Annotated in this window: 1 protein-coding gene; it reads left to right on the top strand. The window is 38.5% G+C overall.

Annotated elements, in window-relative coordinates; all coding sequences use genetic code 11:
• Nucleotides 1–2,256: 2,256 nt before the first annotated feature.
• On the top strand, nt 2,257–2,457 hold a 201-nt coding region (locus DYY66_RS12950), incomplete at its 3' end, for a hypothetical protein (RefSeq protein ID WP_218583579.1).
• Nucleotides 2,458–2,692: the final 235 nt, after the last annotated feature.

Genomic DNA, 2,692 nt, shown 5'->3' on the forward strand with positions numbered 1-2,692 from the left:
ACCATTCTTTCCACTTGCAATCGACACCATTACAAACTGGTCAATCTGCAGTGAATTTGCGGTCTCCTGTATCTCTTTATTGAAGATNTACCAATACCGTCAATGACGTCTCCACCCACAAGTACAAACCTGACCTTTCGTGCTATTGGATCAGGACTTGAAAGCCATGAAACAAACTCTGAAAACTCTTTTTCCATAAAGAATTTGCTTCCTACGTGCAAGTCGGAGATGAAGACAGCATAGGTCTCAGTCTTTGAGCGATTTGCTATATGATCAGGTATGTCTGGCACAAGAATTTCTTTTACAAAAAATCCTCCGTTCTTTCCACTTGCAATTGATACCATTACAAACTGGTCAATCTGCAGGGAGTTTGCTGTTTCCTGTATCTCTTTATTGAAGATCAAAAGCTCAATTGATCCTGTGGGATCATCTATCACTATTTTTGTAACGTCTCTTTCAATTCTTCTGTCCATGAGCAGGCCTGCAATGTAGGTATCCTCCTCCAGTTTGCCGTTTGTTACGTTTGAGATGGGGGTTAGTTTCTTTGACTGTGAACGCTGCATCATGATTTTAAGCAGTTTTGAGTACCTGTCTTTGAATAACGCCTGAAAACCCTCAATTCCTTCTGCAGAAGTGACCTTTTTTGTAGGATCAAACAAAATTACGTGATTATTTTCAATTCTATCATCTATCTCCGACTCTACAAACATCTTGAGGTCGCTTTGATTAATCAAGAACAAATTTTGTTTAGATTTTTCTCGAACAACTTGCTTGATGATATTTTGAAGCTCCTTGACGTCAATTTTTTCTAATATCTTAAACGCATCAGGATGAATCTGAAATCCTTTGCTTAGTGCATAAGTGATGGCAGAGGAAACTTCTTCTTTCAACAAGGTCTCATAATACGACTTTTAATTAAATCTGATCCAACAACCAATACCTCAAATATAGTTCTAGTAAAATTGGATCATTGTTTAGAAAACGAAGAGTTCTAGTTTTTGTTATTTTTGTAGTGATTTTCTCTTTATCTTATTTAATTGGAACTGAAAGTAAATTATCTGACGAGGAATCGAAATCATTTCTCAAAGAATTTCAAAAAGCAGTTGAAGGAATTGATGCCATAGGAATTTTTGCACACAATGCATCAGTTGCACTGCCAATGTTTATTCCAGGTTTTGGGCTGGCTTGGGGCATATTTGCAGCTTGGTCAACAGGTCTTGCATTTGAAGCGCTAGTATCAACAACTCCTGCACTTGCAAAGGTCCCACCACTAGCGTTACTCTACCTGTCTCCTTTTGGTCTGATGGAGCTTGCGGCTTATTCGATAGGAATGTCAAGAAGNGGGCACTGGTATCAACAACTCCAATACTTGCAAAAGTTCCACCGCTGGCGTTACTCTATTTGTCTCCTTTTGGATTGANCCTTGCATTTGGGGCACTGGTATCAACGACTCCTGCACTTGCAAAAGTCCCACCGCTGGCGTTACTCTACTTGTCTCCTTTTGGATTGATGGAGCTTGCGGCTTATTCAATAGGAATGTCAAGAAGCTTTTTGTTGATAATTGCAATCATAAGAAAAAAACCTCTACAATCTGAGATGCGCCAAACTATCATAGAGATAGGAATTGTTGTGGCACTACTACTAGCTGGAGGATTCATAGAGTATTACATGATTCAACATTTTGGATCAAGTGTGGTTAATGCAAAAACTACTTTGTAAAGAAAATTAACTGGGAATTGCCTAATTGTTGGATAAATTATACCTAGTAATTAAATATGCAATACGGAGTTGAGTAATCTAGTGAAATACGTATTCCTGTTTCTAATGGTAATTGCAGGACTTGCAGCTACTACATTGTATTTGCCTAATGCCTATTCTGATTTCTCAACCAATGGAAAATACTTGATTGATGCCTCTGGATATCTTTCAGGAAATAAAGCGATTTTTGATTCAACTATTGCTTTACAGATTACTGCTGGATCAAATAGTGGAAACAGCATGCAAGCAACACTTGACAATGGACTTGTTACAATAGCAANTATTTTTGATTCAAGTATTGCCTTACAGATTACTGCAGGATCGAATAGCGGAGGTACTATGCAAGCAACACTTGACAATGGACTTGTTACAATAGCAAATACTCACTATCTTAATTCTGGACTTTGGCAGGTCTCAATATTGCGAGACGGAAAATACTTTGTCATCCAAGGTGATGCACAGGATCAAAATGGAANCGGGGTCTGGCAGGTCTCCATCTTGCGAGACAGCAAGTACTTTGTCATCCAAGGCGATGCACAGGATCAAAATGGAAACATAATTCATCTCAATTTGTTTGGAAGAATAGTTGACAGTAACCAAGAGGGTTCTGTCTTTAGCATATCAGGCAAGATTACAGGCGCTGAGACTTTGAAAGTAAGCTGCAGTGCAAAAGTATTATCTGCCAATACTATAACCACANTACAAACACTACACAATCATCATCAACTACTAACATAAGTATAGTATACGGCGCATCTGATATCAACAACCAAGTACATTATACACCATCAAATGTACAGGTAGCTACTGGTACCACAATAGTTTGGACCAACAATGATTCTGTTCCACATAGAATAATGAGTGGCCTTGCAAAAGCAACTACTGCCAACCAATCAACTTCGATCTTTACTTCTGATGGTAAGATAGATAGTGG

Source organism: Candidatus Nitrosotalea sp. FS, assembly GCF_011319475.1.
Lineage (GTDB): Archaea > Thermoproteota > Nitrososphaeria > Nitrososphaerales > Nitrosopumilaceae > Nitrosotalea.